The sequence below is a fragment of the Sulfidibacter corallicola genome, from assembly GCF_017498545.1.
GTDB lineage: Bacteria > Acidobacteriota > Holophagae > Acanthopleuribacterales > Acanthopleuribacteraceae > Sulfidibacter > Sulfidibacter corallicola.
The window spans coordinates 3899450-3926324 of the sequence record NZ_CP071793.1 but is presented as its reverse complement, the minus strand read 5'-3'; the positions used below and the strand labels follow the sequence as shown (position 1 = coordinate 3926324).

Here is a 26875-nt window from a genome sequence, read left to right as displayed (position 1 = left end):
TGCCGGTCTTCCCGCTAGTTTTCCGGAAAACGTTCGATGGCTTTTTCCACGTCCGTTTCGCTGTGTTCCCGGCAATCGGGCAGGAGTGACCGCAAGCGATCGCGATCTACCGCCGACGCCTTGTAAAAGGGGTGTCGCTCGGCGTTGACGCTGTAGAGGGACAATGCGAGACAGGGATCGATCCTCGGGTCCACTTGTGACCAGGCTTCCGCCAGCAGTGCCAGATTGTGATACGTGGCCGGGCCATGGGGATCGCGCCTCGAGGCCTCTCGCTGGGCCTGCCACGCTTCGGGTAAACGACCCTGCTCCGCGTGTGTGCGAGCCGCCATTTCCGGCAGGAGTCGGTCGGCGAGCACCATCGATTCACGGGCTTCGATTCGTCCGATCTGGATTTGGAAGGCTGCCAAAATCATGACCGCGAGAAAGAGAGGCATCCCGATGAGTCGGGACCGTGTCCGTTGTGCGCCGTTTTCGGGGTAGGGATACATCGCGATCAAGGTGGCGATGACGACGGGGTTCAGGTAGTTCAGCGACACCATGGCCAACATGCCCTGGAGCAGGGCGGCCATCCGGTATCGCGGGCACGCACAGGTCCACCAGGCCGCCGTAACCAGGGCGAGAGACAGCAGCATCCACGGCAGGCCGTATTGAATCGCACCGGCCAGCAACAGGTTGTGGACCCCATGGGCACGGTAATCGTCGTTCATGTTGAAATCGGGGTACACCGCCGCGGCATACTCCGGGTAGCGCACGCGAAATTGGCCGACGCCGATGCCCCGCAGCGGTACGTCACGCAACAATGCGAAGCTGTTGGCGAACAGGATGTGCCGTCCCACCAAGCCGGCCCCCTTGGCCTGGAACCAGGGGTCTCGATCGGCCAAGAGTGGCGGCTGTTCGGTCAGCTCCGACACGTAGACGTCGGGAGCCTCGAGATAACGAATCGCGGTATTCCAAAAGGGAGCCGTAAGAAAGATCGCGATCGCCAACCCACCCAAACAGACCGCGATGCCGAGATGAGATCGTTCGGATCGGGTGTGTCCCGTCCGCCAAAGGGACCAGCCGAACCAAAGGATCACGGCCATCGCGGCGGCGCGACTGTAGGACAGGAATATGGCCACCGCGATCATCGCCTGGGCCGCCGCGTCCCAGCGGTCACGTCGCCAGGTGCCGAGGCAGAGACCCAGGAGCGAGACATGGGCGCTGAAATTGGGATTGCCCCAGAAACCGCCCGGACCCCAAATCCAGGGCAGGCCGGATGCCGCGGTCGGGACCAGCAACGAAACGAGACGAAAGAGGATCAGCCATCCCGCCGAAACCAGCGCAACCCATCGCAAACCGCAACCGAAGGCCGCCCGTTCCGCTGCCCGGGACGGTAGGACGGCCCAACAAACCCAAGCCACGAAGAACCAGGGCAGCAGTCCGTGAAGGGTATCGACGGCATGTCCCGCGATCCGGAAATCGAGCCAGGACCAACCCAGTAATAGCGCCAGGATGACGCATACCGGTCGAGACCAGGCACGGGGTTGGCCGTGCAACGGAAGCATCAGCAGCGACAGGGCCGCGATCTTGGGGCCCGTGAACGGTTGCGAAAAGAAACCGCTGAAGCAGATGCAGGCCGCCACATAGCCGACAGACAGCGTTCGTGACGAGGGTCGAATCAAGATGGGCAATCCTTGGGTCTGAAGATGTTGGGATTCGGCAAACCGTGCCCGATGTCATTCACATCGGTAGCCGGCTCGCACCGATCTCACGTATAAGTTAAACTAAATGAAGCAAGTGATCCGAATGAATCCGGTCCATCGCCCCTGTCGCCGATCCGCGCGACGGAAAGAATGGCGCCGGGGCGGGATCAGAAAAGGAGCCGTGTATGTCTTCAACTGCCTTCAAGGGAATGATGGCGATCTTGGTCGTGGCCCTGGCCGTTCTGGGCGGACTTTACGTCTGGCGATCCAACGAGGAGCCGGAAATGCAGGAGACCCGAGTCGAAACGGAAGAAACCTCGACCCCGCAACCCAAGGACCGTTCCCGAACGGAGGAGGCTCCGGAGACCCCGACCGAAGAAGGCACACAAGCCGAAGAGACCCTGCCCGGTCCGGTTCCCGCCCTGGACGCGAGCGACGAGTATTTGCGCACCGAATTCACCGGGAAGAACGGGGTCGTGGATCGCATGCTTGCGGCCGATCACCTCATTCGCAAAGCGTCGACCGCGGTCGAGCTGATGTCCCTGAGCCGCAATCCCGGCAAGCAGCTCCATTTTTTGCGACCGGAAGGCGGGTTCAAGATCGAAAAGGGCGAGGACGGCAAAACCTATTTGGCCGCCGACAACTACCTTCGCTACGATCCCATGATCACGGCATTGGAAAGCCTCAGCAGTGACACCCTGGCCGCTTACTACCAAAAGTTGGGGCCGGTCTTCGACGAGGCCTACAACGAGCTGGGTAATTTAGATCAGGCTCGCGGTGAGAAGTTCGACCACATCTACGAGCAAATCGTTCGCGTTCAAGTTCCCGAAGGCCCGATCGAGTTGATCGGCAGCGGCGGCATCTTTATATTTGCCGATCCCAATCTGGAAGGGCTCACGCCCCTGGAAAAAGCCTTCATTCGCATGGGCCCGCAAAACACGCGACGCGTTCAAGCCAAGCTGCGCGATATCAAGCGGGAACTGGGCGCCGCCCACTGATCGAGACCAAACGGCCCGATTGAAATATGTCGTAATGGTCGGGAAGAACCGCCGAATTAGAGGCGAAATGAGGTATAATGGTTAACCTTTTGGATTTTTTTGTTTTCGAAAATCATTTAAGCGCCGGCTCTTTTTGACGTTCGCGGGTTGTTTCTTTTCCTGAATCGTGATCGTGCAGAGCTGCCTAAGAGGTCGTGTCGACGGGAAGGCTTTTCCCTGGGCGCGTTATGTTCAATGAAGGTGCAATTGATTGATCAAAGAACGGATCAAAGACAAGAACAATAAAATTTCCATCAATTGGTCGCAACTCAACGCCATCGTGACTGGCGTTTCTGCGATCGATATGGGCAGTTTGGCGATTCGAACACGGGCGGAGGCCGAGCAATTCGCTCGTGAATACGGGTTCAACACCCGCGACCCGGCCGCCGTCCAGGAAATCGCCCGCGCGCATCGCGAGGCCATCGAGTTTATCGATAAATATTTTCTCGAAGAGGACGAGCGCGAGCTCTTTCCCATCGAAGTGCGCGAACCCGAGAGTTTCCTGGACCTGTTGGTGTTCTCCTCCAACTACCTGAACAAGTCGAACGCCCGACAACAGTGGTCCTGTGCCGTGTTGAAGGTCATGCATGGGATCTTCCACATCGATCACGATTTCAAATTGAAATATTTCGATACCATTCGGGGGCAGATTTTCGATGCCTGGGATCGCCTGATCGAACACGACGGAACCAAACATTTTTTGACCGACGGTCGCATGAGCCTGCCGCTTCACGATTTCCAGCGCAAGCGCAACAAGGGGCGCACGAGCATTCTGTTGAAACTGCTGCAAAAGCCCAGTTACGTGGCTTCCGACATCTACGATCACCTGGGCATGAGGCTGGTGTTCAACACCAAAACCGAGGCGCTGTTCGCGCTCAAGTTGTTGTACAAGAGCCATCAGATTTCCGTGACCAACGTGAAGCCGTTTCGCAGCAAGAACAACCTGCTCGATCTGAGTCATGCCAAACGGGTGTTCAATCGGTTCCGACCCCTGCTGGAACGCTCCGGCGACTATCCACTCGAAGTCTTCCGCAAGATGGACGAGGAAATGGAGCTCCTGTTCGAGACCGGTCCGCACAAGGACAACCCGCACTCCTCGATTCACTATCAATCGATCCAGGTGACGGTTCGCAAGATGGTCCGCGTGCCCAATCCGCTGTATCAGCAGATGGAGGCGCTGAAGAGAGTGGCGGGTGAGATGATCGACGGGTCGCGTGGATTGGGGGACATCGGGTACATCGAGAAAGAGCTGGCCTTCTATTTCGATTACGAAATTCAGCTCATGGATCGGCACTCCTACGAGGCGTCGATTTCCGGACCCGCCAGTCACGATGCCTACAAGCGTCGCCAGATCCAAACGGCACGGCGGCGTGTGCTGGGTCCCCGGCTGATGCGTTATCTTCAGGAACGGCGGGAGCTGATGCCCGAGACCGCGACTCGATGATTCGAAGCATCGAGTGGTAGCTTTTCCAGGGCGTTCGCGGTGTAATCACATCGAGGGATGACTATGTTCAAATATGAAAAAACCAGGCGTGACGAGGCGGCCATCTTTTTTTTACAGGGTCGGGTCGGCCTGGAGGAAACCGCGGTGATGCGCAAGGCCTTTTGGGAATGTATCGTCGAGGAGAATCCCGGCTGTCTGATCGTCGATTTGAGTGGCGTGCCGGCGTTGGACTCCTCGGTCATTAGCCTGCTGGTCGCCACCAAGAACGCCATCGGCAAACGTCGCGGGCATTTGTTGCTGTCCGGGTTGAGACGCGACAGTTATCAATTGTTCGAGCAAACCAACCTGCACCAGTATTTCGAGATTCGCCGGACGCTGGATGAGGCGGTCGAGGCGGGGCGTGCCTTGCTCGCTCCCGAGTCCTCCGAGTAGTTAGGGCGCATTCGGGAACGGAAAGGTCGAAGCGGCCCAGTGTGTTCGGCCGCGCGGTATCGGCCCACGGATGTCGCGTCTCGGCAAGATATCTTGTCCTGGGTAATCGAAGGTAATCCGATCGCTGATTGCCAATACCTGTTCGCGTCGAGATGCGTTCGGGCACAAAAAAAGCCGACCCTCGGGGTCGGCTTTTACCATTCGTGAAGGACCCGGCTCAGCCTTCGAGCAATGCCTTGCGGCTCAGGCGAATGCGGCCGTTGTTCTCCAGCGAGATGACCTTCACCATGACCTCTTCACCTTCCTGGATCTCGTCGGTCACCGCGCGCACGCGGTAGTTGGCGATTTCGGAAATGTGGAGCAGGCCTTCGGTGTTGGGCAGGATTTCGACGAAGGCGCCGAAATCGACGATGCGTTTCACCTTGCCGCGGTAGGTCTTGCCTTCCTCGGGAACGGCGATCAGTTCTTCCACCATTTTGCGCGCGGCGTTGAGGCCGGCGGCGTTGGGCGAGAAGATCACGCATTTGCCGTCGTCTTCGATGTCGATCTTGACGCCGGTTTTTTCGATGATGCCGCGGATCACCTTGCCGCCGACACCGATGACGTCGCGAATCTTGTCGATCGGAATCTGCAGGGTGACGATCTGCGGTGCGTGTTCGGGATAGTGGTCACGCGGCGCTTGCAGGGTTTCGGCCATCTTTTCGAGGATCTCGAGGCGACCCTTTTTGGCCTGGGCCAACGCTTCGGCCATGATCTCCTTGGTGAGACCCTTGACCTTGATGTCCATCTGCAGTGCGGTGATGCCGTCTTTGGTGCCGGTCACCTTGAAGTCCATGTCACCGTAGTGGTCTTCGGCGCCTTGGATGTCGGTCAGGACGGCGTAGGTATCGCCTTCCTTGACGAGGCCCATCGCCACGCCGGCGACCGGTGCCTTGAGGGGGATGCCGGCATCCTGCATGGCCAAGCAGCCACCGCAAACCGAAGCCATCGAGCTCGAACCGTTGGACTCGATGATTTCCGAAACCAGACGGATGGTGTAGGGGAAGTCCTCACCGCCGGGCAGAACCGGTTCCAGCGCGCGCTCGGCCAGCATGCCGTGGCCGATTTCGCGACGGCCGGGGCCGCGCATCGGGCGACACTCGCCGACGCTGAAGGGCGGGAAGTTGTAGTGCAACATGAAATTCTTTTTGGATTCGGTGTGCAGGCCGTCCAGAATCTGGGCGTCACTCTTGGAGCCCATGGTCAGCGAAACCAGTGCCTGGGTTTCGCCACGCGTGAAAATCGCGCTGCCGTGCACGCTGGGGAGATAGCCCACTTCGCTCCAGATGGGGCGAACTTCGTCGAAGGCGCGTCCGTCGGTGCGCTTGCGCTCGACCAGCAGGTAGTTGCGGAATATCTCTTCCTTGATCTTGCCGAAGTACTTGGAAGCCAGTTCCACCTTTTCGGCAGCTTCCTCGGTGTCGCCCTCATAGGCTGCGAGAACCTGCTTCTTGACTTCCTTCAAGGCCGCGTCGCCGGCGTGTTTGCCTTTGGTGGTCATCGCCGCCATCATGTCGGCGCTGAAGCGTTCCTTCAATTCGTTGTAGAAGTCGGTGTCGATTTCCTTCTCGGGCACTTCCCACTTCACGATTTCCATCTGAGCTTTCATGCGCTCGATCATCTCGATGATGGTCTTGATGTGCTCGTGACCGAACTCCAGCGCTTCCTGTATCTTCGCTTCGTCCACGAATTCAGCGCCGGCTTCGACCATGGCGATCGCATCTTTGGTACCGGCCACGACCAGGTCGAGCAGGCTCTTCTCGCGTTGTTCGGCGGTGGGGTTGACGACCAGTTCGTCGTCGACGAGACCGACGCGAACCGAAGCCAGCGGTTGCGGAAAGGGGACCGGAGAGAGGTAGGCTGCGGCGGTGGCGCCGACCATGGCGAGGACATCGGCCTCGTGCACGCCGTCGGAAGAAATCACGTTGGCGGCGATCTGCGTCTCACCGAGGTAACCTTCGGTAAACATGGGGCGCATGGGGCGGTCGATCAAACGGCAGACCAGCGTTTCCTTGGTGCTGGCGCGTCCCTCGCGCTTGTAGAAGCCGCCGGGAAAACGGCCCGCGGCGTAGTAACTTTCGCGGTAGTCGACGGTCAGGGGAAAGAAAGGCCGGTCCGGTTCCCATTCCTGTGTACCGCAGCAGGCAACTAAGACCATGCTGTCACCGTGGCGGACGACAACGGAGCCGTGGGCCTGTTTGGCCAGCTTGCCCGTTTCGATACTGAACTCGGCGCCGCCTAGCTGCATGGATTCTTTCACAATTTTCAAATTACTGCTCCTGTGTCTTCGTCAAAATGGTGATGGGGGACCAATGTCGCCAACCCCAACCGAACCCCACGATCATAAACACAAAAAGCCCCTTCAAACAATTGTGTCTGATGCGGGGCTTCCTTTGACGGGGTTTCGATTACTTCCGCAGGCCGAGGCGGCCGATCAAGTTGGTGTAGCGGCTCTGGTCTTTTTGCTTCAGGTACTCCAGAAGGCGCTTGCGGCGGCCGACCATTTTCAACAGGCCGCGGCGGGAGTGGTGATCTTTTTTGTGCGCCTTGAAATGTTCGGTAAGGGAGTTGATACGCGCGGTCAACAGCGCCACCTGCACCTCGGGAGAGCCAGTGTCTTTGGCATGGGTGCGGTATTCATCAATAGTCTTCGTTCTTTGCTCTTTGTCGATCAATGTCTTAGGTTCTCCTAGCCAATTGTTGGGTTGCCTCCCATGTGCTGATGAGCGACAAGCCCATCGATTCTAGCAAAGTCGTTTTGGCAATGCAAACGAAGACCGCGTGAAAATGCGTGTTGGCGTTTTGAAGCGTTAGACAAAGGCCGCGATTTCATCATACAATCGCAATAGTAGCGTGTGGCGGGTTTTGGCTTCTGAATTGCTACATTGTGTCGAATGTTCGAGCTCTGAGCCGAGATAAGACGATCCATTCTGTCTTTTGTTCCTCGCGAGTCTGCGTCTTCAGGAACGAGTCGATCTTCAACTCCCCGGGCGCGCCGGCTGGCGAGACACGGTTTCAGGTCTCGGCAGTCAGGTTTCAGTAAAGCGATGATTCATAGCTACCTAGCTGGCACCTGATCCCATGTCCGTTTCCACGAGGCATGGGGCGGCCAATCGATCCAAGCGGCACGTCGAACACCGTCGATCTTGGATGGTCACTAGTCAATTTTCATACCCGAGGGGGGCAGCCGTTGAGTAAAAGCAACCGAATTCTGTGGGCACACTACCTTCGCCCGAGTTTGCTTTTCAGTTTCCTGGTGTGGTGCGCCGTTTTCAGTGCGTTACCTGCAGCCGCACAATCATTTTCGGTCAGTCAACAGCTTACCGATGTCGATAGTTTCACAGAGGTAGATGGTTCCGTCACCGTGGCTTACCGCGTTCGCTATACGGGTTCCACGTCGATACAGAATGTGTTGCCCGTCTTGACACCACCCGAGTGCGCCCAGTTCGGCGGCACCAGTGTCTACAACGTGACGTACCTGGGCCGGAATTTTCCCAACCCCGTGGCCGGTCCCGTATCCACCTGGCTCTCGGGCAATGAAGAAGATTTCGTATTCAACATTCACATGTACGACAACGGCGTCGTCTGTCCCAGTGACAGCGAGCCGAATCTGCCCGTCGACTGTCGACGTTTTTCACTTTCGTTCACCTTCGCGGGGGCCGACGACCCGGTGCCGGCGACCGATTCCGCCAACCGGCTACTGTTCGACAACGCGATTACCGACGGTTTTCAGGTGCTCGACGTCATCTCCGAAACCAATCCCGCCGAGTGCTCGCTCTTCGCCCAGAGTTTTTTCGACATCAACGTGATCGATCGTGGGTTCAGCAGCGCCGACGTGGCCAATCTCGAAAACCGCATCTTTTTAGGGGTCGACTGGAACCTCAACATCAACAACCTGCCCGGCGGTGGCACTTTGGACTGGCGTCAGGGTCTGGACGAGTTCGAATACCCCATCGCGCACCGCAAGGCCTACCGGCTTTGGTCCAACCTCATGCTGGGGAACATGGAGAATATCGATCCGGCCACGCCGATCATCGACCTCGACGGCCTGCCTTTCGAGCAGTTTGCGCTCGGGGGCACCGGGTTGTTCAACCAGGTGGACTGCGACACCGAATCCTTCAACTTCTTCGACATCACCGATGCCGAGGTGGAATCCTCTACCGTTCGCAATTTGATTGGGTCCCATACGAATCATCTGCTCGAGGTTACGCGTGACAACACCCGGGTCAATTTCCGTTACGCCGCCCTCTATCTGGTCACGCCCAACACCTGTTCCCAGAGCAGTGCCTTCGGTGCCCGTCCCGCTTCCGCCGATTTCCGGATCGCCAGCACCGATTTTCCCGAGCCGAATCGTGTAGAAGTCGTTTTGGAAGTGCCCCAGGCGTGGCGCGATACCACCAACAACGCGCGCGTTTCCAATGATTACAGCATCACCTGGTACTACCGGAACGATTCCACTCTGGTTCCCGCGGCCATCGTCGACGGCGGTTCCGAGAGCAGTCGCGAATTGGAAGTCACGTTGAACGTGCCCTACAGTGCACCGGACCAGTACGTGATCGAGGCGCGCATCACCCACGAGGATACCGATGCCATGGTTTCGGTTGTCTCGCCGACCCACGACATCGACTACACCGGGCTGACCGGGCGCTCCTTCCTGAACGCCGAGAACCCCACCGCCGACAACTTCCTGGATCCCGGTGAAACGCTCAGCGTGCCCTTCGCGCTCGAGAACATCGGTGCCGACCAATTGGACAACGTCACCGTCACCCTGGGCCTCGTTTCACCCCTGGACGCCGAGTTGGGTTTTGGCCTCGAGGTCGTCACCCGTCGGGGCGCCCAGCGGGCGGATTCGCACCAGGTCGACATGGGCAACCTGAATGCGGGCGAGATCTTGGACATGGATCTGCTCTATCGGTTGTTCTACGCTTCTCAAACCTGCTCCGACATGGAGTTCTTTGTCAATGTGGCCTACCAGAACGGCAGCTTTCGCACTTCTCATCGCCGAACGCTGACCGTCCGCACCAATTGCCTGATCGAAGACACCACCCATTCCATCGACGGAAGCTACGAGTCCAGCGAGCTGTTCGGTACGCCTTCTCCCTGTCAGGACTCCAATTGCACCGAAACCAACTGCGATCCGGACATCCAGGATTGTTCGCCCAGCCTGGGCCTCGGATGGGGTTTCCTCAGCGGTAAATGGGTCGGCCGTACCGACATCATCGGTTTTTTCTGGACGCTGCGTTCGCCGGCTTACCCGGTCACGGGTAACATGCGCATTCGCCTGCAGCACCAGGCGACCCTGAAGTTCTGGGTTGCCGGAGGCATTCTCGAATACCGGATTCGCGACGAGGGACAGGCCTGGTCTCCTTGGAACGACCTGATCCTCGAACTGTCTGACAATCCCACCGATTTCTACAACGATCGGGCCTTCCTCGAGATCACCGATACCAACCTGGACAAGATCATCAGCGACCGCTACGTCTTCATGGCACAAACGGCCAGCCAGACCATCGACCAGCCCGTTCCCGACGGCCTGTTTTCGAAAGACCAGGTCCAATTCCGATTCACATTCCAGCAAACAGCGACCGGTGATCAGGGCGTCTGGCAATTGGACGAGTTCGATTTCGTCATCGAAGCGACGCCGGACAACGAGTTCGGTGCCGTGATTCCCGATAAGGTGATCGTGGGCGCCTGCGCTCGCGATATCGGCTTTACCGTCAGCGGTGAGGGCAACTACCAGTATTACTGGTACGAAAACCTCGATGCGCTGATCGCGGGAACCCCTGCCGAGGGGTCGCCCACGAACGAACCGGTTTGGACCAACGCGTCCTCACAGATTACCGAATCGGGCTTCGTCTACGTGGAGGCCGTGGACACCTCCAGCGCCCAAGATCCGGTACGGCGCATCTATCGCATCGATGTGGACCTCGAGGCCACGCTCCCCGAAACCCTCGGCGATATGTCGACGGATTGGGGGGATGCGACCCTGGATCCGCTCAACGACCTGAACCGCGACGACGAGCTGGATGTGCGCGATTTCGTCAACTACATCACGCTCACGGATTGCGATGTCTTCCGTTGATGCCGGTCTCGGGAAGGGTTCCCGAGCACATCTCGAATCTGAAAAGGCCACCCATCGGGGTGGCCTTTTTTTTCGCCCGTTCGGGGCTGGGTCTTTTGGCGAAAGAGGTGGAAAAAACCCGGGCGGCATCTTTTTTTAGGTGAAAAATTAACGCACTGCGATATATCGATAGGGTGCGCGCGGGGGTGACTATCGCCCTCCCGTTATCGGTGCGAGTATTTTGGTGAAGAGCTAAGTTTACTTTACTCAGGCCTTTTAGGCTTTTTCTCGAAGGGCTTCCCACCGTTCCTCGCTGGAGGTCGTCGCGAGATCGAAGCGGGAGTGATATGGGTGGAATGGCCCAAACGATTCGGGGCATGTGCCCCACCCATGGTTCGTCGTTTTCCCTTGATCGTGTCCCGAGAACTTCGAGTCGGTCTCGGAAATCCTGTCTTTTTAGAAGGTTGCCCCAGAGATACAGGCTTTTTTGCCAATTTTGGCAAACTGGCACTGCATTCGCTCTATATGTGACCACGATCACATGGGGGCTCCGCCTAAAGCTCTTGTGTTCTCGTTGTTTCGTGGAATCGGAGATGTGATGTTCTCTCATTCGACCTTTGGGTTTCCCCTTTTACGCTTTCTGTCGAGAACATCGCATCCACTTCTCTTGTATGTGGATAACCGTCTTTCGAGCAAGACTCTGTACAGGCTGGGTCAGGGTTTTTCCTCTGGAGTTTTTCAGACCGTGGAAAGGAGTTGTGTCGATGTTGATCAAGGCCAATTTTTTGTGTGAAGATCGCTGGATTTCCGGCAAAGTGGATGTTCCCAAAATCAAAAAACGATTCTGTAAAAAGCATTTCGGGTTGGTTGCGCTTCTCAATTTCCCGCATCTTTCTCTCGAAGCCCAACGGGTGGGCCGCAACCATGTCCTGGTTCAGGATGCACGCATTCACTATTTTGGCGAGAGCGAATCCGAAAAGGCGGACGAAGTCGCCGTTTCCCTCGAAGAAATCCAATGTGCCTACGAAGATTCGCCCAAAGAGAAGACGTTCTTCGAAAAGAACTTCTTCGAAATGGTGAACCCTCAGCAGCGGCTCATGTTTTTCTGCCGTTCCGGGCTTCAAATCGAAGGGGAGTTCCTGGACGATGTCAACGAAGTCTCGCTCACCAAGGGAAAGGGTTTCCTGTCCGTCGCGAACGCGATGTTGGCCTGTAAACACAACTACTTCAGTACGTTATTGACGCCTTACCTGACCATCAACAACGCGCTTTTCATCCAAATGGCAAAATCGCGCGCCCCCAAGGAGCAGCACCTGGAACTGCCCGAAATGCTCGCCAACGTGAGCTGACCGGATTTCCCCCGGACCGGCAGACCTGTCCTCGTCTACAGGTTCTTCATGCGATACCTCATCTGATCGCGGGTGAGGTGAAGAAGCTGGGCGGCTCGGGTCTGGTTCCCCCCGGTCATATCCAGGGCTTGGCGCAGGAAATCCTTTTCGACCTCCTCCAGATTGATCCCCTCCGGAGGCAGGGCGAACGATTGCGCCACTTCCGGCGAGGCGATCTGGCGAATCTCTCGTGGGAAATCCTTGAGTTCCAAGATTTCGCCTTTCCCCAGAATCATGGCGCGCTCGATCAGGTTGCGCAGCTCGCGGATATTGCCTGGCCAACTGTAGGTCATGAAGGTGTGTTGGGCCTCCTCGGATAGGCCGTTCACGTTTCGCTTGAAGTTCTCGTTGAACCGGGTGATGTAGAAATCGACCAGATCGGGGATGTCCTCCTTACGGTCGCGCAGAGGCGGGACCTCCAGTTGGATGACGTTGATCCGGTAATAGAGATCGCCGCGAAACGATTTGTCCTCGATTTTCTCGCGGAGTTCCTGATTGGTGGCGGCGATGATGCGTGCGTCGATGGCGATGTCCTGGGTGCCGCCGACCCGGCGAAAGCTGCGCGATTCCAGAACGCCCAAGAGTTTGGCCTGAAGCGCCAATGGCAGGTCGCCGATTTCGTCCAGAAAGATGGTGCCGCCGTTGCCGACCTCGAACAGGCCGCGTTTGCGCTCGATCGCGTCGGTGAAGGCGCCCTTCTCGTGCCCGAACAATTCGCTTTCCAGCAATTGCTCGGGGAGGGCCGTGCAGGTGATCGTCATGAAGGGCCAGTTGGCGCGACGGCTGTTGTAGTGAATGGCCTGGGCGATGAGGTTCTTGCCGCAGCCGCTCTCCCCGGTGATCAGGACCGTGGAGGCTTCGCTCTCGGCCACGGTGCGGCTGATGTCGAGAATCTCCGTCATGCGTTTGCCGCGCCCGACGATTTTGTCGAAGCCGAAATTGTCGCGATTGCGTTTGCGAATGTGGCTGACCTCGCGACGAAGGGCCCGCACTTCCAGTGCCTTGTGAATCACGACCTGGACCTCGTCCAAGTTGAACGGCTTGGTCAGGTAGTCGAAGGCGCCGACTCGCATGGCCTGCACCGCGAGGGGCACGCTGCTGAAGGCCGTCATGAATACCACCGGAAGTTCGGGCCAGTGTTTGGAAATGTCTTCCAACAGTTCCACCCCCTTGCGGTCCGGTAAGTTGTGGTCCAGCAGGACGACTTGGATATCGCCGGATTTGAGCAGGTCGCGACCCTGAGCGGCCGTGGGGGCGTGGATCGCTTCGAACCCCTCGCTTTCCAGTTTGAGTCTGAGGATCATGACGATATCTGCGTCATCTTCGATAATTAGGATTCTCGCTTTACTCATTCATATACCTTTGGGGGCGTCCACGCCCAGACTGGGCAGTTGGCGACCTTGGGGTTTCGGATCGAACCTGCCCCGGGTCGGAAGCTGATTTGTAGCAAACGAACGATAAGTGGGGGTTTAGTCGCAGGGTTCAAGTATCAGGATACATCCATACCTCGTTTGAGTTTCTTAATTCGGCCAAAAAGGGACTTTTCTTGAGGCGCAAATTTTTCGTACTCGGCAATCAGTTGCGGAATGCGTTGGGTCATGTCCGCCGTGCGCTCCCATGCGTTGAGAAATTTGAAATTCCCAATTTCCCTTGGAGCGCACTTCGCGAAAAGGTCGAAGGCCAGATCGTAGACTTGGGCGCGATAACAATCCCATGCGATGCGAAGGGCTGTCGTGGGCGCCAAGTCGTCGATCAGGCGTTCGATGAGGTTTCGGGCCTGATTCGCCCGACCCACTTGAAACAGGGTGGCCAGGTAGGCCGGCAGCAGGTTGTCGGGAATCGGTTCACCCAACTCGATCAGCGTGTCCATTTCTTCCATCAATTCCTCGGGATCGAGGGTGCGTGCCTTCAGTCGGACGACCTGTTCCTTGGCGAAGGTCATGTCGGGTGTGCGTTCCAGGATGCGCTGGTAGCAGTCGATGGCCCGTTGCCATTCCTGCTTGCGTTCGTAGAGCCAGGCCAGGTCGGTCAGAGCCGCACCGTGATCGTCGGCGAGCGGTTCGAGGATCGAAAGGGCTTCGTCCAATTGACCGGCCTGGGTCAGGGTTTTTCCCAGCCACTGCCTGCCGCGGCGGCTGCTGTGCAGGCGCAGGCTTTCGCGAAAATGCTGTTCGGCCTTGCCGTAGCGCTTGCGCCGGTATTCCAGTTGCCCGGCCAGAAAGCGAATGCGACTGGAGTTGGGATAGAGGCGCACCAGTTGTGCGGCGAGGATGTCGGCGTCGCGATACTTCTTGGCCTGAATCATATATTCCAATTCCAGCCCGCGGGTTTCCAGAGCCAGGCCGTCTTCCGATTTGAGCCGATCCACGAGGGCGCTCGCTTCCTCCAGTTCTCCTTGCCTCAGCGCCTTACGAAGATTGAGACTTATGGTACGGTAGAGTGCGCTGGGCAAGAAAAACCTCCGAATCGGGGAAAGAAAGAGGTATTGGATACGTGCGGATAGGTGAGCTGGTCGATGTTCGCGCACAGCCGACGGTCGTTCGGCTCGAGCATTTGCAGGACGAGGCCGCAGTTTGGATATCGGAAAACTATTTCATAACTGAAGATGTCCAGAATCACTTGAAATCTCTCGGGCACCTGTTACGACAGCCCAACGGCTGTGGTGTATTTCTCATCGGGCATTACGGGTCGGGCAAATCTCACTTTTTGGCCTATTTCCATCGTGGTATCACCGCGGGCCATTTCGGTGAGCCCGGGCTTGTATCCGTTCCCCTGTCACTGCTGAACTTTAGCGCGAATCGCAGTCTGGAATCCATCGTTCTCGACGCGGTCGGGTTCGCCGATACCGAGCATGCCGCGACCCTGGATCGGCGTCAGGTTTGGGCGAACATTCAGGCCCGCCATCCCGGGGGGCTCCTGCTGATCGTCGACGAACTCTCGGAGTTCCTGCGCTCCAAACCCTCTCCCGGTGAATTCAACGAGGACATCCGGTTCCTTCAGTTTCTAGGCGAATGGACCCAGGATCAACCCGTGTGGATTCTCGCCTCGCTTCAGGAGCAAATCGAACACACCGGCGAAATGGAATTCGACCTGTACCGCAAGATCAAAGATCGCTACCCGATACGATTGATCTTGAGTCCGGCCCACGTTCGCGATCTGATCGCGCAGAAGATCCTGGTGAAGAAGGAAGGCTACGAGGCGGAAGTGAACGATCTGTCTCGCAAGCTTCAGAAAGCCTTTCCCGACAGTCCCGTCGATCACGCCGAACTGGTCTCCATCTATCCGCTTCATCCCGCGACACTCCAATTTCTCGAAGAAGTACGCGATCGTTTTTCCCAGGCCAGAGGCATCATCGATTTCACCATCCACCAGCTTCGCGGCAACCCCGCTCGCAACGTGCCCTCGTTTTTGACCCGATCCTGGGGAAGCCTGCTGAGTCCGGAAACCATCGTGGATCACTTTCAGGACCTGTTCGAGGTGCAGCCCGAGTTTTTACCGCTTGCGCAGAAGGTCTTTCCCTATTACCGCCAGAACCTGGATTCGCTGTTCGAGACTCCGGCGCAAATCGCACTGGCCAAACGTCTGCTGAAATTGCTGGTCCTGGTCCACCTTTCCCCGGCGCGTGAGGTGCTCACCGCCCGCGAAGCTGCCTGGTGGCTGCTCTACAAGGTCTCCACCATCGATCCGGAAAAAAACGTGACCGTCCTGGCCAAAGTGTTGGATACGTTGGTGGATCAGGGTGCCTACGTGCGCAAGATCGATCAGGCCTACGCCCTCGACTTGGGCGAAAATGCCCGCGAAACCCTGGACCAGCTCGTGAGTCGAGCCCTGGCCACCCAGACCCAGGGTGATCGGACCTTGCTCGAATCTCTTTGTGGGCTGCTGAGTGACGGATTCAACCCGTTCAAGCTGGATCGGGAACGTTGGCAGAAGCACACCATTCCCTGGTGTTTCCACGATCGCGAGCTGCACGTCTATCTGGGGGGTGGCAACGCTGCGAAAGCACCCGGGATGGCGCTGCAGATCGGTATTCCCTGGGGGCCGCCTACCGAGGGATTCGGCCATCACCGCCTCGATCCCAAGCCTTTCGAGGTCACCGATGAACTGCGCGAGTTGGCCGCGCTGCTGCAGTTACGCGATCGCCCGTTGCCGAAGGCCGTGGCCCAGAAGGTGGAAGAACGCCTGGCTTCGCGGCGCTCGCTGTTTGCCGCGCTCATCAAAAACGCCTACGCCGAGGCGGTGTTGTGGGATCCCAAAGGACACCGACTGGGCGTTCCCCAGGAAGCGCCGCGCGACGCCGTTCGCGAATGGTTGGCGCGTTTGGGCATTGCCGTGTTTCGTCATCGCTTCCCTCGATTCGAGCAATTCGCTCCGGGACACGGCCCGCTTTCCCACGAAGCCTACCGTCAGATGATGGCGTTTCTGCGCGAGGGAGATTTGGAAGCCGACGATGCACCCGAGTACCTGCGCCTGGTGCGCGAGGCCTATCTCGTGCCGATGAAACTGATGGAGCGCCGCGGTCGCGGTTACGTGGTTTCCCCCAAACTGGACAGCCACGAACTGGTGACGATGCTTCGTCCGCTGTTGCCGCACCAGCCCAGTACCAAGCAGGTCTACGAAACGCTCGCCGCACCGGTCTACGGGCTGGTGCCCGATCAGATTCACCTGATCCTCATCGTGTTCCTGATCCAGGGTGAGATCGACATCCTGCGGGGCCGCTCCTCCTATCGCGATCTGTTCGAAACCCTACCGACACCGCGCCAATACGAGCGCATCGTCGCGGGAAAAGCGCTGAATCTCAACCAACTTCGCGACCTGGAAATTCTCTGCGAGGGGCTGGGCATCGCACCTCCCAAGCAGGCCAATGTGTTGGCGCAACGACGTTGTGCTCGCGCCCTCCAGAAGTTCGGGCAGAAGAAACGCGATTTTTTCGGCCAATTCCTGAACCGTCTTCGCGATGCAGCACACGCCGAAGCCTTGGTGGAACGTCTCGAAAAGCACGCCCGCGTCTGGCTTTCCCTGGAGAAAGGGGAAAACGAGCTTCAGGGTGTGCAGCACTTCCTGTTTGAAATCAGCTCGCCCAGGCGCTTTTTGGAAGAGTTTCACGAATTGGTGGGCCTTCCCCAGAAATTGGAACGGCTGATGACGGAGGCCGACCGGTTTCGGCACCTGGTCCGCAATTCGAGCGAGGCGATTCTGGAAAAGGCGGAACTGGTGCAGGCGCGGAGCGCGATCGGCGACCCGCCCGGTCTGGACGAGCCGGATGCCCTGGAAGAATGGATTCGATCCGCGGGAACCCTTCACGAGCAATACAAAACCGTTTATCGCGAGGCACACGATCGCTATTGGCGCGATGTGAACGCGAAGCTCACCCTGGATTGGAAGGCACCGGAGTTGGCCCATAGCCGCCATTTGGATCTCGAGGCCGATGTCCAGGAGTTGGAGCGGCTGCGGGCCCGAATTCCCACGCAGGTATGCCGGTCCCTGAGCAATTTGGACTTCCAGGCGGTGTGCGCTTGCGGTTTCGATGGCGTCTCCGTGCCCGCCGAAGAATCGTTCGCGATGTTTCAAACCCTGAAGGAGCGCATCGAAAACCGGCTGGCCGACTTCTTCGCCCAAGAAGAGGTGCGCCGTCAGGTGGCGGCCTGGTTGGATCGCGGGATCGAAGACCATCCGACGACGCGCGCCTACCTCGACCACGATTCGGCCTTCCCCGAAATTGGCGATCTTTCCCTGTTCGACCAGTTCCTCGGCGGATTGCAACTCAGTCGCGAGGTTCCGTTACAAGAAGTGACCGCGATACTCCAGGAACGGGTCTGGGAACGTCACAAGCTTTTGAAAGCCCTGGATGCAGCCCTGGCCCACTTCGGCCCGCGCGTGACGTTCGAAGCGCCGTCCACGGAACGGGGGCGCGATGAAATGGTGCGCTGGTGCCTGGAAATGGCCCTGACCAACGGACGCCCCCTGCCTCCCGGCTTTTCCCCAGAAGAGCGGGACGGGTTTTCCGAGTGGATTCGGCCCGAATGGATTCGCGCCAAAACGCTCAAAAAGCTGACGTCGTTGGATTTGGGCGAGAAGGCGGAAAACCGGGTGTTGGCGCTGGTGTTGGATGGATTGGTTCCCGCCCCCGCTTTCGACGGCGTGCAAGCCGACGGCGAGCCGGCCCTGCTCGCCGCGCTCGCGGCCTGTTCCGCGTTTCCGGAAGTGGAAGACCCGGAAGACTATGCCCATTGGTCGGCCGCCCTGTTCCGGGCCAATCGTCGCTTCTCGCGAATTGCCGGCTCGCGCTGGCGCACCCTGATGGCCAGGTTCGCCGAAATCCGACTCGAGCCGCAACCGCCGGAGCTGGCCGAGGTGTTGCCGACCCATGCCGAGGATCAATGGCTGGTGCTGGACTGCTTGGGGGTGGCGCTGTTGCCGGGTGTGAAAGCGAGTCTGGATGACGGTTTGTCTCATTGGCAATACGATAAGACGCTGTTCGCCACCGTTTCGCCGTCGACGACGACCGACGCCTTCTATCAACTTCTGGCCGACCTCGATCCTGGCCGGGGGTTCATCAAGCGCGATTTCGTCGATCACCTGGTACACGAGTTCTCCGGTGATTTTCGCGATTTGGAGGCTCGCGTCGTCGCCGAGCTCAAGATCGCCTGGACCGGATTGCGGGAAAAACTGGATCGGACCCGGCCCGTTTTGGTGTTCGCCGACCACGGATTCCGATTCGACGAGGACGATAGCCGGCTGGAGCACGGCGGCGACAGTACGCTCGAACGACTCGTGCCGCTGTTGCGCTACACGCCGCGAAAGTGATGGACACGGTGCCTTTCCACCGGAAAAAATGCGAGCCGGTTAGTCCGACTCAGCGGGTCGAGGCCATGAACTCACCCAGCAGGACGTGGCTGGAAGCCGGTTCCGGCGAGGGCAGCCGGTGCTCGAATGCCTTGATCGCGAAGCGCGACCAGCGCTGGAAGTGGCCCGGCGCAAAATAACCCATGTGCGAAGTCGGTGAGGCGTGGATGTTGGTGATCCGCCGATCGGGCTTGCCGCGGTAGCCCTTGATGCCCAACCAGCCGAAATCGTGGCGCGGAATCATGCCGCCCAACCACAACGCGATGTCCGCGGAGGAGTGAACCACATACATCCTGTTGAAAGCCTGTTCGGGATAGCCCTTCTTGGAGCACCAGGCCGGTGCGAGGAACAGAATCGTGTCGAACTTGGCGCCCCGGTCCATGGCCATGGCAGCCAGTCGTGCACCGTTACTGTGGGCGATCAGGTTGGGCCTTGTGTGTTCGGTCGCTTTGGTGAGGGCATCCGTCTGGGCCTGGTCGCGTTCGGAGTTCAGCCAGGTGTGGTGTAGCAGCGTCACTGGCTGTTTGAAGTCCTGAATCCGGAATCCCGCGCGTTTCAGGGGGCGGGCGAACTTGCCGGTATTGTATTGGCCGGTCGTGTGAATGCCGTGCAGCAGCACGACGTCGTTTTTCACCTTGTTTGGGTCTTTGACCGCACCTGTCATGCCCCGGAGTCTCCCGTCGAAACCGAACTTCCTCGAATAAGATGAGACGATAGAACGAGAATTCTCACACATTTCTAACAATTAATCAATGATCGGAGCTCGGGTAGAGCTGTGCTTAGCGTGTGAGTGTTACTATAAGTGCTTGGAACTTTGTGCTTTGTGTCTGGCCCTAGTTTATCGTATAGAACGTGAGAGAAATGTTGTCGCTCATCTGTGTTTCGTGCAGGGGGGCGGGGTGAGCGGCGGTACACGATCTCGTGTCCGTCCAGAAACCGTGGTCCTCGAATGGTTCCACTGGATCGGGTTCGCCTCCCGGCGTTCGGTTACTTAGACGCTTTTGAGCGAGGGCGAACTCAAATCCTTGATTCTCTGGAGAAAGTCTTCCATTCGGAAGGGTTTGAGAATCAGGCCGTCGATACCTACCTGCACGAACAGCCGCAACTCGTCCTGATTGCGCGTGGATGTGATGATCAGCGTGCGTTCCGGCGCCACTTCGCGCCTGCGTGCCTCCTCCAGGAAGGCGATGCCGTCCATGTCCGGCATAATGTAATCCAGGACCAATAGGTCGAACGCACCGTCGCCGAGCCGTTCCAAACCGGCTGCCGTATCGTTCTCGAAATCGACCTTGAAACCGTCGGCGGCCAGCACCTTGGAAAGCTGTTTGGTGATGTAGCGCGAATCGTCCATGACAAAAATCGAGTGAATCGGTTTGATGAAAACGGGGTCCACCGGGTTGTTCAGCGCATTGCGAACCGCGTTCAATGCCGAGCCGGTCATGGTGGCGCTCAGCTTTTGTAGTTGCTGGTGCAATCGCGGGTGGCGAATCTTGCCGGCCACGCCGATGGCCTGCAGTCGGATCTCGGTTTGTTCACCTTCGTCGAGGCAGTCGCTGACCACTTGAATCAACCGCTGCAGGCCGACCGGGTTGCCGATCACCAGATCGGATCGGTAGTTCTGCCCCAGTTTTCGGAGGGCCTGAACCTTGGGGAATCCCTGCTGTTTCTGCACGTTGTCGAGCAGGGTCTGTAGAAGTTGATCCCGCTGCGTGCGCACGTTCCGGTCCTTGGTGACGTTTTCCAGGCGCTCGGCCAGTTTGCGCAACCGGTACTCTTCTTCCGATTCGGACTGGCCCTTGAAGGTGGCCATGAGCTTTTGCAGCCCGGAGATCAGCGTACGGATGTGGTACTCCTCCAGGATCTCCATGTTCTCGAACATCTGCAGAATGCGTCCGCGTGTGGCCGGGTTGGTTTCCCGCTCGAAGAGGGCCAGGAACAAGTCCTTGTATTTGAGGTAAATGTCCTGGTTCTCGGTGATGTTGCCGGCGAGGATCAGCATCATCAGCGGGTCCACCAAGTCGGCGAGTTTGTTGCCGTTGTCCTGTTGGAACAGCTTCAGCACCGCATCGATGCCCTCGGCGCCACCGGCCTTGTAGGCCGTTTCCAGGGCCGCCAAGCGAATCTTCTGGGCATGAGGTGGATTGATGAACGGTCTGACCGCGCGACCCGTTTGATCGCTGTCGAACATCCGTAGCGCTTCCAATGCCGCGTGAAGCACGCTGTCCGGCAAGTTGGGTTTGAGCAGCTTTTTGATGTCGCTGTAACAATTCTTCAGTTTGAACCGGGCCGCGGTTTGGATCGCATCGACCCGCACGGCGATACTGGAACTGCTGATGGACTTGGCGATGAGGTTTTCGCCCAAACCCCATTGACCCAACAGGTTCATCGCCTTGCGACGCAGAATGGCGTCGTTCTCCTGATCGCAATACTTCTCGACCCCTTTCGGGATTTCGGTCGCCGGAAAATGGGCCAGCGCGTCCATGGACAGGCTCAGCAGCTCCGGTTCCTCGCAGGTGTTGACGTATTCCACCAGGAGATTCATGGATTCGTCGCTGTGGAATCCCGACAGGCCCGAAATCAGTAGGGCGTCGCGATCCGGATCTCCGAGCGGCAGATACTGCTCGATGCGGCGAATGAACAAGTCGTCTTCTTCGCGTTGCGAGATGGAGCCCATACTCGAGACGTTGTCGTGCATCAGGGCCCTGAGCGCGCCAAGATAGGTGTCCAGCGCTTGTTTGGTGCGTGCTTCCTCGAAGGCTCCCGGATCGCGATCCAGAAGGATGTCGCGAAGATAGGGACGGATTTTTCGGCGCACGTCCTCGAACAGGTGATAGCCGTCCAGCACCTGCTCCAGGAGATCGCTGACTTCACCGCGCTCCAGGTTTTCCAGGAACTGGGTTTCCTGTTCCTTGGACCAAGAGACGCCCGCGTGCTTGACCAGCGCTTCGAACATGCGCATGCCGCCCTTGTACTCGCCTTTGACGAGACCGCCCAACATCACGCCCTTGTCCCGTTGGGAACGCATTTTCGAGAGCAGGGAGAACATGGGCTGAATGGAACTGCTGTCGCCCAACTCGCGAAGCGCGCGCAAGCCCTCGCCGCGAAATCCCGGATCGTTGAGCAGGATCTGCTCGTTGAGGAACGGGATATAGTCCGGATGGGGCGAGCGCAGCATCATGTCCGCCGCGAACTTGACGCGGCGTGGATTACCGTAGCCCGAGCGAAACTCACTCATGTAGAACTGTTCGCTGAAGCGCGACAGCAAGCGACCCAGCGTTCGCTGAAAGGTCGATTTGAGATCCACGTCGATTTCGTTTTCCAGGCTGAGCAGCGCGGGTAGGGCTTCCTGGTGTTGAAATTCGCGAAAGAGCAGGATTTGCGACTTGGCGTAGAGCATGTTCTTTTCGGCGCGAATCGCCTCGATGAACAGCGGAATCAAATCCGATTCGCCGTCGGTCATCAGGATCTCGAGCAGCTTGAGGCGAAACTTGCCGTCGATTTCCGGCAGAAGGGACTCCAAACTGGACAGGGTCTTCTCGCGAAGCTGGCCCAGTGAGGTTTTGATGAGCTCTCCGATCTTCTTGTGGTCACCCTGGGCGTACAGATCCAAGAGTTTTGTTTTGAGTGAGTCTTTTAACATTTGGGTTCGGTCGTCTACCCTTTTGAGTTGGTGCCGTCCACCTGAATCTGGAACACGCGGGGTTGGTGGGGAATCATGCCAATGGCGTGATGGGGAGCGAGGCTACTTGTAGAGCGCCTCCAGATAGGCCATCAGAACGGGAATCGTGTAATTTTTGACGTCCGTGAATTGAACTCCCAAATAGTAGACTTCGTTTTCTTCCTTCTTGCAATGGCGAACCACGGCGCGTGCTTCGACCAATTCGTCGTTTTGGGGCAATTCGAAACGAACTTCCAGGTCTTGGCCGGACTCCATGGGGTAGTCCAACTGGAACAGCATGCCACCGGCGCTGATATTCGTGATTTCCGCGAGCAGGAAGTCTCCGTCTCCACCGGCGGGTCGAATCCAGCAGATGCTCATTTCCGAATGGAACCGTTCGAAATTCCGACGGTTCTCCTCTGTATCGTTCATGGGGAACTCCAAGCTGTCGGTTTGCCACCTATATCGGACTACAACCACATTTAGATGAGCGCGTTAACGGGTCTTCGCGGTTGACGGGCAGCGCCCCGCGGGGAGATTCCACGAGGCCCACACGATTCGGAATGGGTGAACATCATCGCGTGTCGCGGCTACTCCGCCCGTCGATCTTTCACGAGCTGCTTGAAATACGTGATTTGTGCACGGACCGAGGAGGGCGCGGTGCCACCCTGGACCGATCTCGCCGCGACCGAGGCCGCGAAATCGAGGCGAGGCGGCTGGTTGCCGAACTCGGGAAAGACCCGGCTCAGTTCGGCTGTATCGGCATCCGCGATGCCGCGGCCTTCCGCTTCCAGTTGCGAAACCCAGCCGGCCACCCGTTCGTGGGCCTGGCGAAAGGGCATGCCTTGGCGGGCCAGGGCGTCGGCGAGGTCGGTGGCCAGCATGTCGCTGGTCAGGAGTGTCGCCAGCCGTTCCGGGAAAAAGGTGGCACTGGCGATGGCTTCCTTGAAGACGCGCACCATCAGGAGGGTGGTGTCCAGTGCGTCGAACAGCGCTTCCTTGTCCTCCTGTAGGTCCTTGGCGTAGCTGAGCGGCACCCCCTTGAGCATCGTCAGCAGGGTGGTGACCGAGCCTTGGACCCGGGCCGCCTTGCCGCGAATCAACTCCATCGCATCCGGATTGCGCTTTTGCGGCATCATCGAGGAGCCGGTCGACCACTGGTCCGAAAAACGCACGTATCCGAATGCCGGGTTGGCCCAAAAAATCATCTGTTCCGCGTATCGCGAAAGATGAACGGCGACGAGGGAACAGGTCGAAGCGATCTCGACGCAGAAATCGCGATCGCTGACGGCGTCGATGCTGTTGGGCAACACGCCGTCGAAGCCCAAATCGCGAGCCAGGCGTTCGCGATCCACCGGGAACCCCGATCCGGCCATGGCTCCGGCGCCCAGAGGGCAGCGGTTGGTCAAATCCCGAGCGTTGACGACGCGCGCCACATCGCGTTCCGTGGCCGCCGCCAAGGAGAGCAGAAAATGACCGAGCGTGACCGGAAGCGCCGGCTGCAGGTGGGTGGTGCCCGCCAGCAGGGTTTCGGCGTGTTCCGCCGCGCGATCGGCAAGGGTGTCGATCAGGTCGAGCGCTTCACCGGCGAGGGTGTCGAGGCGATCCACACAATACAGGCGCAAGTCGCACACGACCTGATCGTTGCGGCTGCGGCCCGTGTGGATCTTGGCGCCGGTCTCGCCCAGGCGTTCCGTGACCAGGCGTTCCACCAGGGTGTGCACGTCTTCGTCCGCGGGAAGCGTCGCGAAAGCACCGGATTCGGCCATGTCCGCGACCTCGCCCAAGGCGCGGTGGACGGCTTCGAGTTCATCGTCGCTGAACACGCCCAGGCGGTGCAGCTCGGCGGTCCAGGCCAGGTTGGTGGCCACATCGAAGGGCAGCAGGCGGATGTCGAAGGGCAGCGAACGGTTGATCTCGTCCATCAACGGATTGGGGTCTTGCGGGATTCTTCCTTTGTAAAGCTTGGTCATGCGATGGCCTCACCTGTTTTGCTGGGATGCGCCCCGCCGGAACCGGTGCCGGGGACGAGGGCGCGGAATCGGCAGCGCTCATGCTAACACGTTCCGTGCGGCTGCGGACCGCGCCTCTCCCCGGGGTGGCCTAATCGCGTTTGAATTGAGAATAATCCGGGGCACGATAGCCTTCCAGGCGCTCCGAGCCCTCCGTTTCCATCAGGGAGCGCACCTTGATATCCAACCCGAACAGATTGATGAAGCCCTGGGCGTCGCTCTGATCGTAGACATCGTCCGCACCGAAGGTCGCGAAATCCTCGCGGTACAGGGAGTAGGGCGAACGGCGCCCCAGCACCACCACGTTGCCCTTGTACAGTCGCAGCCGCGTCTCGCCGGTGACGTTCTCCTGGGTCTTGCGCACGAAGGCGTCCAGCGCCTCGCGCAGCGGCACGAAATAGCGGCCGTTGTAGATCAGTTCGGCGTATTTGGGCGCCAGGGAGTCCTTGAAGTGCATGGTTTCGGCATCGAGCACCATGCTTTCCACCTCGCGGTGGGCGCGATAGAGAATGGTCCCTCCGGGCGTCTCGTACACGCCGCGTGATTTCATGCCGACCAGGCGATTCTCGACGATGTCCACCTGGCCGATACCGTGGGTGCGGCCCAATTCATTGAGGTGCGTCAGCAGCGCCACCGGGTCCATCGGCTCGTCGTCGATCGAGACCGGCACCCCTTTCTTGAAGCCGATGCGAATCTCCGCGCCCTCATCCGGCGCTTCCCAGGGAGGCAGGATCCGGCCGAAAACGCCGCGCGGTGCATTGGTCCAGGGATCTTCCAGCTCGCCGCCCTCGCTGCTCAGGTGCCAAATGTTTTCGTCGTGGCTGTAGATGCCTTTTTCCTTCACGTCCAATTCGATGCCGCGTTCTTCCGCATAGGCGATGCAGTCTTCGCGGCTGCGAAGGTTCCACTCGCGCCACGGGGCCAACACGCGCACCTTCGGGTTGAAGGCCTTGAAGGTCAGCTCGAAGCGAACCTGATCGTTGCCCTTGCCCGTACAGCCGTGAGACACCGCGTCGGCGCCCTCGCGTGCGACGGCTTCCATCATTTTCTTGGCGATCAGCGGACGGGCGATGCTGGTACCCAGCAGGTATTTGCCCTCGTAGACGGCACCGGCCTGGATCATCGGAAACAGGTAGTCCGTGCAGAGTTCCGCGCGCAAATCATCGATGATCAATTTTTCGGCACCCGATTTCAGCGCCTTTTCTTCCAAACCCTCGAACTCTTTGGGGTTTTGACCCACGTCGGCGGTATAGGCGATCACGCGGCAGCCGTAGCGCTCACGGAGCCAGGGAATGATGACCGAGGTATCGAGGCCGCCCGAATATGCCAAGACCACTTTTTCGATTTTTTCCGTCATGTCAGATCACCTCCGGGTGAACGGGGCGAAGGCCGCGCGTCGGAAGTGGCGCGCCCGCGTTTCGCCTGGTGTTGGGGAGTAGGAGCGGCTCCAGATTAGCGCAAAAAGACGTCCACGTGCGGCAAATCTGAAGCGGATCCTGCCCTGTTCGGCCGGATGTGTTCCCCGCGGGGATGGAGGGTGACTTCGGCCCGGGGCATCTGCCGTTGATCGGGAGCGACCCCTACCTTTTTGGCTCGGGTCGAGCCGGGATGACCGACCCGTGCCCGCGTTCGATCATTCGCCGGACTTCGCGTCCCCTCCGGCGGTCTCGCTACGCCACGCCGCATCGGCCTTTTTCAGCTCCGAAAAAAGCTCGCCCGGATCGACCAGCGCCAGGCGATGGCCCGGTTCCAACGACATGTTCTGAAAATCCTCGGGAAAACGCTCGCCGACGACGAGGACCGCACGATTGCGGGCCAAGCAGCGGCGGATCAGGGCCTCGACTTTCAGGTCCAGCGCCCAATCGCCCAAAGTGGAAATCACCAGGATGTCCGGGAGGCTCCAATTCGGCGGAAATTCGGAGGCCAACAGGCGCAAACCGGAGCGCATGCGGATGGGTCCTGGCTGGGGCGTGATCAAGGTCGGAAAGGAATTCGGGTCTCCGTGTCGGCTCCAATAGCGCATGATCTGGTAAAAAAGTTCTTCGCTGTCGTCGGGAGCGAGCAGCATTGAAACTCTCGGAGTTCGATTACCTGCCTCGAACTCCTTACTATTTGAATCCTGGCTGGTTGAGGAAATCGGAAAGAATGCTAATATAGCTAGAACCAGAAGGCGTTGATATCCCGAGATCATAGTCAGTTACCTGTTGAAGGGTGGTTTAAGTCGGCATGCAGCACACTCAAGATCTGGACTCTATCTTAGATGCTCTCATAACCGG

At 58.6% G+C, this 26875-nt stretch carries 17 protein-coding genes; 6 read left to right on the top strand and 11 right to left on the bottom strand.

Translation table 11 applies throughout. The features are described 5' to 3' along the window. Positions 1–14: 14 nt before the first annotated feature. Positions 15–1661, bottom strand: a complete 1647-nt coding sequence (locus J3U87_RS11505) for an O-antigen ligase family protein (protein WP_237383181.1) — start codon at positions 1659–1661, stop codon at positions 15–17. Between the two features lie 206 nt (positions 1662–1867). Here J3U87_RS11505 and J3U87_RS11500 point away from each other — a divergent pair, with 206 nt between their 5' ends. The 3 genes from J3U87_RS11500 to J3U87_RS11490 all read left to right on the top strand — a co-directional run bounded on the left by J3U87_RS11500 (position 1868) and on the right by J3U87_RS11490 (position 4595). After that, on the top strand, positions 1868–2680 hold the full coding sequence (locus J3U87_RS11500; RefSeq protein WP_237383180.1) for a DUF3014 domain-containing protein: 813 nt from the start codon (positions 1868–1870) through the stop codon (positions 2678–2680). Between the two features lie 250 nt (positions 2681–2930). Further along, on the top strand, positions 2931–4163 hold the full coding sequence (locus J3U87_RS11495; RefSeq protein ID WP_237383179.1) for a TIGR04552 family protein: 1233 nt from the start codon (positions 2931–2933) through the stop codon (positions 4161–4163). 63 nt (positions 4164–4226) lie between these two features. Further along, positions 4227–4595 carry an STAS domain-containing protein gene (locus tag J3U87_RS11490; protein ID WP_237383178.1) on the top strand — a complete coding sequence of 123 codons (369 nt, stop codon included), beginning with the start codon at positions 4227–4229 and terminating at the stop codon, positions 4593–4595. A gap of 217 nt (positions 4596–4812) precedes the next feature. Here the strand turns inward: J3U87_RS11490 and pnp are convergent, their stop codons facing one another. After that, positions 4813–6894, bottom strand: a complete 2082-nt coding sequence (pnp, locus tag J3U87_RS11485; RefSeq protein WP_237384495.1) for a polyribonucleotide nucleotidyltransferase — start codon at positions 6892–6894, stop codon at positions 4813–4815. Between the two features lie 148 nt (positions 6895–7042). Further along, complete coding sequence (gene rpsO / locus J3U87_RS11480) at positions 7043–7309, bottom strand: 30S ribosomal protein S15 (RefSeq protein ID WP_237383177.1); 267 nt, start codon at positions 7307–7309, stop codon at positions 7043–7045. A 689-nt stretch (positions 7310–7998) separates the two neighbouring features. Here rpsO and J3U87_RS11475 point away from each other — a divergent pair. Then, positions 7999–10716: a COG1361 family protein gene (locus J3U87_RS11475; RefSeq protein WP_237383176.1), complete on the top strand. Its 2718-nt coding sequence runs from the start codon at positions 7999–8001 to the stop codon at positions 10714–10716. 743 nt (positions 10717–11459) lie between these two features. Then, positions 11460–12044 carry a hypothetical protein gene (locus tag J3U87_RS11470; protein ID WP_237383175.1) on the top strand — a complete coding sequence of 195 codons (585 nt, stop codon included), beginning with the start codon at positions 11460–11462 and terminating at the stop codon, positions 12042–12044. A gap of 35 nt (positions 12045–12079) precedes the next feature. On the opposite strand, the gene J3U87_RS11465 is transcribed toward J3U87_RS11470, so the two are convergent. Continuing rightward, positions 12080–13435, bottom strand: coding sequence for a sigma-54-dependent transcriptional regulator (locus J3U87_RS11465; protein WP_237383174.1), 1356 nt, complete (start codon positions 13433–13435; stop codon positions 12080–12082). A 137-nt stretch (positions 13436–13572) separates the two neighbouring features. Further along, positions 13573–14535, bottom strand: a complete 963-nt coding sequence (locus J3U87_RS11460) for a tetratricopeptide repeat protein (RefSeq protein ID WP_237383173.1) — start codon at positions 14533–14535, stop codon at positions 13573–13575. Positions 14536–14576: 41 nt separating this feature from the next. Here J3U87_RS11460 and J3U87_RS11455 point away from each other — a divergent pair, with 41 nt between their 5' ends. After that, the gene (locus tag J3U87_RS11455; protein ID WP_237383172.1) at positions 14577–18890 is read left to right on the top strand and encodes a DUF6079 family protein; all 4314 of its coding nucleotides are present in this window, start codon (positions 14577–14579) and stop codon (positions 18888–18890) included. Positions 18891–18939: 49 nt separating this feature from the next. On the opposite strand, the gene J3U87_RS11450 is transcribed toward J3U87_RS11455, so the two are convergent. The 6 genes from J3U87_RS11450 to J3U87_RS11425 all read right to left on the bottom strand — a co-directional run bounded on the left by J3U87_RS11450 (position 18940) and on the right by J3U87_RS11425 (position 26667). After that, complete coding sequence (locus J3U87_RS11450; RefSeq protein ID WP_237383171.1) at positions 18940–19593, bottom strand: lipase family protein; 654 nt, start codon at positions 19591–19593, stop codon at positions 18940–18942. A gap of 327 nt (positions 19594–19920) precedes the next feature. Next, a complete protein-coding gene (locus J3U87_RS11445; protein WP_237383170.1) occupies positions 19921–22569 on the bottom strand; it encodes a response regulator in 2649 nt (882 codons plus the stop codon). A gap of 102 nt (positions 22570–22671) precedes the next feature. Next, complete coding sequence (locus tag J3U87_RS11440) at positions 22672–23019, bottom strand: PilZ domain-containing protein (protein ID WP_237383169.1); 348 nt, start codon at positions 23017–23019, stop codon at positions 22672–22674. Positions 23020–23177: 158 nt separating this feature from the next. Next, complete coding sequence (gene argH / locus J3U87_RS11435) at positions 23178–24560, bottom strand: argininosuccinate lyase (protein WP_237383168.1); 1383 nt, start codon at positions 24558–24560, stop codon at positions 23178–23180. 130 nt (positions 24561–24690) lie between these two features. After that, entirely contained in the window at positions 24691–25956 is a 1266-nt protein-coding gene (locus tag J3U87_RS11430; RefSeq protein ID WP_237383167.1) for an argininosuccinate synthase, read from the bottom strand. Positions 25957–26232: 276 nt separating this feature from the next. Beyond that, complete coding sequence (locus J3U87_RS11425) at positions 26233–26667, bottom strand: hypothetical protein (protein WP_237383166.1); 435 nt, start codon at positions 26665–26667, stop codon at positions 26233–26235. Between the last annotated feature and the right edge of the window lie 208 nt (positions 26668–26875).